Below are 8548 nucleotides of genomic sequence, written 5' to 3'. Positions count from 1 at the left end.
GCGTCGTGATGTGCATGTTGGGGCTCTCCTCCAGGCAACGGTCTTCGCCTTCGCCCGTGAAGATGAAGTATTCGTTCTTCGTGTCGAGCCGTTGCAGGCAGCGGATGGTTTCGAGCGCCACGAAGTCCATGCCGTGTTTGTTGGGGCGGAAGATGCGCTGTGCCTCGATCGCAATTTTCATGGTCGGTTTCCGGTATTGTTTCCGGGGGCTTTGTTTCCGGCCCCGGTATGTTCGGTGTGGATGAATTTGTCTTTGGTGCCCCGCAGCCGGAAGAGGTTGGCCAGCGTCAGCAGGAACAGGACGGGCATTCGCCTAAGGGCGTGTCCCAGCCGGTCGTCGGCCTGCTCGTCGGGCAGCGCCATCGCCATGGCCAGGAGCAGCAGCAGGACGGCCACCCACCATTTTATCGAACCCATGGGTGCGCATACCGTCATCACGACGGCCCACAGGGGCACCAGCCCCAGCAGCAGGATGCGCGGCGGCAGGCACCATTGCAGCAGCTTGTCGCAGTAATCCGTATTCCCCGAGAGGATTGCGCCCGGAAGCTGCCTTACGGCCGATGAAAGGGCGTAGAACTGTGCCGCTATCCAGCGCCGCCGCTGGTTGTAGTAGGCACCTTCGCCCTGTACCTTCTCGTCCAGCACGCGCACGTCGTCCAGGTAGTCGATGTAGATGCCCTGCCTCAGCAGCAGCGCTTCGAGCTCCTTGTCCTCGCCCGAAGTGGTGCAGCGGGCGATATTGTCGCGGAACCATTTGTAATCGAAGGCCATGCCCGAGCCGATCAGCGCCGAAGAGAATCCCAGCGCCACATGCCCGCGACGGAAAATCGAGTTGTTGATCTCCTCGCTCGCCGCATCGAGTATGGCAGTGTCCGTGTCGCGGTTCTTGGCCGTGCGGTGTGCCTGCACGGCCTGGATGCCGCTGTCGAGGGCGTCGTTCATGCGGGCGATGAATTCCCTGCCCGCCAGGTTGTCGGCGTCGAGTATGGCCACGGCCTCCGCGCCGTCCGGGCCGATTTCCCCTACGGCGAAGTTGAGCGCCTTAGCCTTGGAGCTGTTTTCGAAGGAGACTTCCAGTACGCGGATCGGCATCCGGCGCAATTGGGCGAGCGTGGCCGGTTGCAGTCGGTCGGCGATGACGACTACCTCGTGCAGTTCCTGCGGATAGTCTTGTTGCAGCGCAGACTGCGCTGCATGGACGATCACCGCGTCGCTTTTGTAGGCCGGGATCAGCGTCACGAACCGGCGTTGCCGCCGTGCCGGGGGATAGGTGTCCTTGCGTGCGCGCGTCGAGGCGGCCGCAAAGACGAAGAGGTAGAGCACCGGGAGTCCCAGTACGAAGACGAATGTCCAGTCGAGGATGTCGAGCAGTAGCGTCATGCCGTTTTGTTTTTCAGGGTGAAGAAGCCCCCGGCACCGCGCAGTACGGCCTTTGCCAGGTCGCCGCGCCCGCGTGCCAGCGCCGCGGCGATGTTTTTGGGGACGGCGATGCATAGTTGGTAGGCGACGGAAAGCATCCGGGCGGTGCCGTGCAGGTTCCGCCATGCGAACAGCAACCGGTTGCGGGTCAGGTAGTAACTCCTCAGGGGGCTTTGCTGTCCGGTCGTCGCGCTCTCCTTGTGGAATACCGTGCAACGGGGGTCGTAGGCTATTTGCCAGCCCTGTTCACGGATACGCACCGACCAGTCTAGTTCTTCGTAGTAGAGGAAATAGATATCGGGCATCGTTCCGGCTTTTGCGGGTACTTCGCGCCGTACCATCATCGCCGCGCCGTGGGCGTAGGGCGTGTCGCGCGGCGTGTCGAACGACCCGTCGTCGGGCATCCCGAAGCCGATGAGCGCGTTGCGCAGCGTGACGCGCGTCAGGGGCGTATACCCGGCGAACTGGATATGCCGCGGGGGAGCGAAAAACCGGATCTTCGGGCATACGGCGCCGATCGCGGGGTTGCCCGCCAGGGTTTCGCAGAGGTAGTGCAGCGTGTCGTCTTCGACCTCGGTGTCGTTGTTGAGCAACAGCAGGTAATCGCCTGTCGCGGCTGCGAACCCCAGGTTGTTGCCTCCGGCGAACCCCAGGTTCCGCTCGCTGCGCAGTGCCTTGATCCCCGGGTAGCGTTCGCGCAGCATGGCCGCCTCGTCGCGGGCGGAGCCGTTGTCCACCACGATGATCTCCAGCGGCGAGGTGACGTGCCGCCGCAGCGATTCGACCATGGCACAGGTAAGCGCGTAGCCGTTGTAGTTGACCGATATGACCGAAATCAGCGGTTTCATGCTATTCGTAATTTTCCCTTGCGTGTGGCCGTTGTGCGGACATCGCCCTGTCCAGTATCTCCTTGCGCGCCAGTTCGCGGTCGAAACGCGGCGCGAGGAAGATGAAACCCATACTCATGTAGAGGATGGCGCCCGTGGGGATCTGTCCCAGGATCTCGTTGGCATAGGCCATGACCACGATACCCGAGATTCCCGCCGTAAGCGCCGCCGTGAATCCCCTCAGCTGGGTGTTCCGCAGTTTGAAGACCACCAGGTAGGCGCCACGCGCCAGTATGTAGAGCAGGATGCCGATGTGCAGCAGGATGCCGACGACGCCCGTTTCGACCCAGACCATCACGAACCACGAGTCGGTCGGGATCTGCGACAGCGGGGCGTCCGGGGCAAAGGTCTTGGCTTTGCCGCCACCGTGCCCCAGTCCGGCGCCGAAAGGCTTGTCTGCCATCAGCTCGCGCAGTTTGGCCTGGTTTGCCAGGCGCACCTGGAACGAGGGGTCGTTTGTATTGAAGGCGCTGCGGGCACGCCGGATAATGCTGTTCCCCTGCCCGATAGTGGTGAATTTCAGGAAGACGAAGGCTGCGATGACCAGGAAAATACCCGCGCCGATCATTTTGATATTGCGGGACATCATGATGAAGGCCGAGTAGCCCACGAACGGTACGGCCAGTGCGCTGCGGGTTCCCGAGATCAGCATGCCGTAGCATGCCGCGGCCGCCACGAGCAGCAGGTAGAGCTTCATCCACGAGTTGCGGTAATAGAGCGCCGAAATCGAGAACACGACCATCGACAGCCCCATTGAGCCGCCGAAATTGGCCGCGTCGCTGAAGAACGAGAAGTAGCGCACGCCGCTGTGGATGATGTGTGTCGAACGGCCGCCCAGCACGAACAGCCAGTAGTTCTCCGCAGCGTTGAAGCCGAAGAATTTTTGTATGCAGGCCTTTCCGACGGCGATCAGCGTCAGCACCGACCATACGGCGAGCATGTATTTCAGGTATTTGTACTCGGTCATCGTGAGCTGCGTGAGCACGACGATAAAGAAGAAATAAAACGCGATCGACCGCACCGACGAGAACCATCCCGCGACCGAGACCGACTCCGGGTTCACTATTTCGAGGATGCAGTAGGCCATCCAGATCGCCGCCACAACGGTCAGTCCCGAGCTGGCTCGCTTCCATTCGATGGGGCGCATCAGGGCTTGCAGCGTTATTATCAGGAAGTTGTAGAAGATCAGTGCGTCGAGGATCATCCCGAACGGCAGGTCGTAGGCATAACGCGTGAGCGTCATGATGAAATAGTTGACCACGAACAGCCCGAGCATCGATATGGCAGGGTTGCGCAGCGTGACCCACAGTATACACAGCGCCGCCGGAATCGCCGAGACGGCCAGGCCGGCGAGCAACCCGTATTTGGTGAACGCCATGATGAGCACGGCCACGCCGGCGGCAAGCATTGCCCCGACGATGAGCCGGGGCACGCTGACCGGGGTGGTTATGCTGCCGTAGCGTTCCATGACGTGCCGCAGTTTATTTGACGGCCGTGAATCCGAACTGGCTGATCTGATACCCCAGCCTGCGAAGACGGCTGTAAGGGGGCATCAGGCCCGTGAAGGTTTGCACCACGTCGCGCCCCGCACAGTTGAGGCAGAGGACGACGGGGGTGCGTCCCGAGAGTTTTTCGGCCTTCTCGAAAAGCAGCTGGTCGGTGTCTTTCCACGTGCGGTTCGCCGGGGCGATGACGATGCTCAGCGCCGCATGGCGCAGCAACTCCTTCGGGACGGAGCTCGTGGCGAAGGGCGGGTATTCCACCAGCACCACGTCGGCCTCGGCGAGGGGAACTTCGCCCGGGGTGTCGCGCACGAAATCCCCGAGTTTCTCGGCCAGCAGGTACTCTTTGCGTTCGATGTCGAAATCCTTGTTCCACGATACGATGCGGACTTTCATGTTCGCTTCGCGGAAGAATGCCGCCAAGTGTTCGGCGATCAGGCTCTTTCCGTCCCCGCGCTCGGTGCTCAGGATATTGAGTACGTTGGGCTGTTTGGCCGGGTCGAAATAGTTGACTGCCGCATTGCCGATATAGCGGGATGCGATCTCGCGGTATTGCTTGGTAAACCTCCGTTGCCCGAAATAGGCTTTGCCGGGAAAGGCCCCGATGACCCGCCCCTTGGTGATGCGCTCGGCGCGGACTTTGTCGCGCAGCGTGCGGTCGAGCAGTTCCAGCAGGATGAAGAATCCCAGTACGAACAGGAGCGTGGCGAGGCCTGCCGCGGCAACCATCATCTTGCGTTTGCTCGGTTCAGCCTCCAGGGGAAGCACCGGGGCGTTGATGATCTTCAGCGTCGCCGAAGTCATCTGCAGGTTCTTCTGGCGCAGGCGGGCCGTATTGAGCGCCGTGAGGATCGAGAGGTAAGACTGTTCCGAGAAGTTGATTTCGCGTCCCTTGCGTTTCAGGGTCGAGCCCACGGGCGAGAACTGCGTATATTTCTGGTCGAGTTCCTGCTTGCGGAGCTTCATCACCGCCAGTTCGGCGCGGGATTTCTCGGCCAGCAGCACGGCGGCGAGCCACTCCGTCACGATCGAATTTGCCGAGAGTCCCTCCTTCGTATACTGCTGGTTGGCGATGTTCGTCGTGAGCTCCTGCAGGCTGCGGGTCTCCTCGCTCAGTTTCCTGCGTAACTGCCCCGTGTCGTTGCGGCTGGCGGGCATGGCCGTCCGGTCGGAAATACCTTCCGTGCCGTCGGTTTCGGGCTGGAAGGCCTCGGCGGCCGACAGGCGCGAATAGATGCTCCCGATCTTATGGAGTTTCTCGATGAACTCGGCGTTGTTGCGGAAAGTTTCCTGCAACCCTTCGAGCTGCCCTTCGATCGAGGCGCGCAGTTTCTCGGCGCTCTCGAAGTTCAGCAGGATCTTCACGTAGCGCAANCAGGATCTCCTCGTAGCGCAATTCGTAGTCGCGCGAGAGGGCGGCGATGTGCTTGGTTTGCTCGTCGTAGTTGATGACACGGTGCTGGACGTTGTAGTCGCGCAGCGAATCCTCCAGGTTGCGCAGGTTGTTTCCCACCCGCTCCAGCTCGGATTCGAAATAGGCGATGACGTTGTTCGTCTCGCCGAACCGCAGGTCGCGGTACTGCTTGACGAACTCGTCGTTGAGGATAATCAGCGTGTTGTAGACGATGGCCGGGTCATCGTTCTCGTAGCTGATTTCCAGCATGTCGCTGTTGGCCAGCCTCTTGACCTTGATCTGGCTCAGCGCCTGGTAGCTGTAATACGGAGGGCTCCAGTGGAACATGCCGTAGACGTGGTTGTTATGGTCTATCTCTTCGTATTTGCGCAGGTTCTCGTAGGTGTTCTTTTCCGAAGTGTGGTCGACGAGCTCCATGACGTCGGGCGGGGTTTTGCTCAGCAGGTACCGCGAGGTGCGTGCCGAGAGGTACTGGTTGTCGTTGTCCGGGTCGAGGTGCGTAAGCCCCTGTGCGTAGAGGCGTAGCGAAACGTTCTTGAGCGTGGACTGCGACAGGATGATGTTGATCAGGTTGTCCATCGCATTGTTGATGACGTTCCAGTCCTGGCGCGAGCCTTCGGTGGTCGTGATGTCGTATCCCGAGACGATGCCCGTGTAGATCGTCGTCGTGGACTTGTAGTTGCGCGGTTTGGTACCCATCTTTATGTAGACGAGCAGCGCGACCAGCAGCGGACAGAGTATCAGCCACCACTTGATGCGGTAGAGAAACCGCGCGGTATATGCGATGTAGTTCATAGGCTATTCGGTTTTAGTCGCTTCTTTCGATGTCCCGGGCATTGATATGGGTTTGTTGATGATCGGCGTGTGCGTGAGTATCTCGAGCCGCAGCAGGGCGTCGTTGAGGTTGCGCCGCACCTGCTCGTATTCGCGGGTCGCCGAATTTTCGAGGCTCTTCTGGCGGCTCAGCGTCTGCGCGTCGAGCTTGCCTTTGACGAAGTCCACTTCGGTCATGCGGTATTGTGCCTCGGACGTGATCTTGGCTTCGGCGGCGCTCCGCAGGATCGAGAGCTGCTCGACGGCCGTGGTGTAGGCGTCGATGATCTTCATGCGCAACTCGTCGTACCAGCGGTCGAGGTCGTACTGGGTGTTCTCGATACGCTTCTTCTGCTGCTTGATCTTGTTGCGGCGGTTGAAAATCTCGTCGAGCGGGATCGAGAACGAAGCCCCGACGTTCCACCAGCTTTGCTCGCGCCCGGTCGTGGTCGTCGTCCATATCGGGATGTTGCTGTCCTGATAATTCTGGTTGTAGATGTCCGACGATCCGTAGTTGTAGTTGGCGTTGAGCTTGAAATTGCGCATCCAGTTGCGGCGCACGGTTTTCAGTTCGCGCTCCTCAATCTCGCGGTTCGACTCGTAATAGCCGACCTGCGGTGCATGGCGCGCATTCTCCATCAGTACGTGGAGCGGGGGCAGCTGCATGTCGATGTAATCTTCCGGAGTAAGCCGTTGCAGGTCGCTGTATTCGAATTCGGGTGGCGTAGGCTCGCTTTGCGCCGTTGCGGCGACAGCAGCCAGCAGCAGCCAGAGTGTGAAGACGGCCCTTTTCATATGTTGCTGGGTTTTAAACATTTTCTTTCTGTATGAATGCGGTGAACGTGCGCAGGATTATTTTCAGGTCGAACCACGGCGACATCCTGCGGGCGTATTCGATGTCGAGCTGCTTGCGCTGTTCGGGCGAGAGTTTCCCCGCCTGCCCGCGTTTTTCGACCTGCCACAGTCCCGTGAGGCCCGAGGGGCACATGAACCGTTCGATATATTCGTCGCTCGTGAGGCGTTCGGCCTCGTAGAGGGGCAACGGGCGGTTGCCCACGACCGACATGTCGCCCCGCAGGATGTTGAAGAGCTGCGGGAGTTCGTCGATGCTGTATTTGCGCAGGAAACGCCCCAGGCACGTGATGCGGGGGTCGTTCTCGATCTTCACGAACGCGTTTTCCTGTTCGGTTTCCAGCTGGTGCTGATGAGCCTCCTCGGGGATCACGAAATCGTCTGCATAGAGCATGCCGTTTTCGGTGTCCGCCAGCAGTTTGCGGATCTCTTCGTCGTCGAGCACCATTTTCGCGTCGTCTTCCGCGGCGGGTGCCGAGGCATACTGGTTCAGATCCTCCAACTCCTTGAGCCGCCGGTCGGCGTCGGAGCGCATCGAGCGGAACTTCAGGAAATCGAAGATCCGGTAGTTGCTTCCCACACGTTTCGACTTGTAGATGACTGGCCCCGGGCTGTCGAGTCTGACGGCCACGGCCACGGCTATGAGCAGGGGCGAGAGCAGGAGGATCGCCGAGAGCGATGCCGCGATATCGAACGCCCGTTTCCAGAGCGGCATGCGGAACAACCGTACTTCGTTCCCGGCGCCTGCGACGGGTTTGCGGACGAATGTATAGTCGGTCATGAATTGCAGTATGCGGAGGAAATCTGCGCGCGATATGTCGCCCGGCACGGCGCTGTTCACGCCGGCTCCGAGGTACGCACGCCGCTCCTCCCCGGTCAGCCGCCCCGAGGTGATGAGGACGATGCCGGCGCCCGGGAACCAGGAACGCAGGAAGCGGATGCTGCGGATGTCCTCCTCGCCCTGCTGTTCGTAGAGGATGAAGGCGTGGTCGTCCTTGAGCGGCATGAGCTTGCCCATGGCTGCGCCGATATCCCCTGCGATACGCATCTGTCCCTCGGTCAGCTCCGTGAAACGGGCCGTGTGGTTGCCTCTGCCTTTGATGTAGATGACGGGGTACTTCAATCCAAAATCTTTTTAATCCTTATTTTGAGTTCCTGCGGGTTGAACGGTTTGACGATATAGTCTTCCGCACCCTCTTCCAGCAGGCGGATGCGTTCCGAGGTGCTGTCCTCGCTCGAAAGCATCACGACCGGGATCTGCTTGAAGAGTTCGTTGAGCTTGAGGTATGCCAGGAATTCGTCGCCGCGCATTTCGGGCATGCGGATGTCCGAAATAATCAGGTCGGGCATGTTCCCCCGCGAGAGCCACTCGATGGCCTGCGGCGGGTTCTGCATGTAAAAACATTCGTAATCCTGGTGGAGGTATGCGAAAAGGATTTTTGCGATTTGCTCCTTGTCGTCTACGATCAGTACTTTCTTGCGGTTCATGTTCGGCGGTTCGTTGTCATCGGGTTTTTCCGGAACGGGAAGCGTCGCATGCTCGTTGTCCGGTTCCGGGCGGTTGTTTATTTAAATTTACCTGGAATTCCGGAGCGGGCGTTGCAAACCGTGTCGTTTCCCGCTCCTGATCCGGATACCCCGTGCAAATATCGGTAAAAAAA

General features: G+C 60.0%; 7 protein-coding genes and 1 pseudogene. All 8 read right to left on the bottom strand.

The window, feature by feature from the left end; translation table 11 throughout:
* Positions 1 to 181 (bottom strand): annotated as a pseudogene (locus tag QVP03_RS05910) (glycosyltransferase family 1 protein); the annotation flags it as partial.
* Entirely contained in the window at positions 178 to 1380 is a 1203-nt protein-coding gene (locus tag QVP03_RS05905) for a glycosyltransferase (protein ID WP_022332622.1), read from the bottom strand. The gene QVP03_RS05905 and the pseudogene QVP03_RS05910, both read right to left, overlap by 4 nt.
* Positions 1377 to 2267: a glycosyltransferase family 2 protein gene (locus QVP03_RS05900; protein ID WP_022332621.1), complete on the bottom strand. Its 891-nt coding sequence runs from the start codon at positions 2265 to 2267 to the stop codon at positions 1377 to 1379. The genes QVP03_RS05905 and QVP03_RS05900 overlap by 4 nt, the downstream gene beginning before the upstream one ends.
* A 1-nt stretch (position 2268) precedes the next feature.
* Positions 2269 to 3774 carry an O-antigen ligase family protein gene (locus tag QVP03_RS05895; RefSeq protein WP_022332620.1) on the bottom strand — a complete coding sequence of 502 codons (1506 nt, stop codon included), beginning with the start codon at positions 3772 to 3774 and terminating at the stop codon, positions 2269 to 2271.
* Positions 3775 to 3787: 13 nt separating this feature from the next.
* Complete coding sequence (locus tag QVP03_RS05890) at positions 3788 to 5173, bottom strand: hypothetical protein (RefSeq protein ID WP_288210672.1); 1386 nt, start codon at positions 5171 to 5173, stop codon at positions 3788 to 3790.
* Positions 5174 to 6020: 847 nt separating this feature from the next.
* Positions 6021 to 6830 (bottom strand): TolC family protein, encoded by an 810-nt coding sequence (locus QVP03_RS05885; RefSeq protein WP_018697055.1) that lies wholly within the window; start codon positions 6828 to 6830, stop codon positions 6021 to 6023.
* 13 nt (positions 6831 to 6843) lie between these two features.
* A complete protein-coding gene (locus QVP03_RS05880) occupies positions 6844 to 8010 on the bottom strand; it encodes a sugar transferase (RefSeq protein WP_022332617.1) in 1167 nt (388 codons plus the stop codon).
* Positions 8007 to 8375: a response regulator gene (locus QVP03_RS05875; protein WP_018697057.1), complete on the bottom strand. Its 369-nt coding sequence runs from the start codon at positions 8373 to 8375 to the stop codon at positions 8007 to 8009. Before QVP03_RS05875 ends, QVP03_RS05880 begins: the two co-directional genes overlap by 4 nt.
* Positions 8376 to 8548 lie beyond the last annotated feature (173 nt).

Origin of the sequence: Alistipes sp. CAG:29, assembly GCF_000435435.1 — a bacterium.
In the GTDB taxonomy this organism is placed as follows: domain Bacteria; phylum Bacteroidota; class Bacteroidia; order Bacteroidales; family Rikenellaceae; genus Alistipes; species Alistipes onderdonkii.
This window is presented reverse-complemented; position numbering and strand designations above follow the sequence as displayed.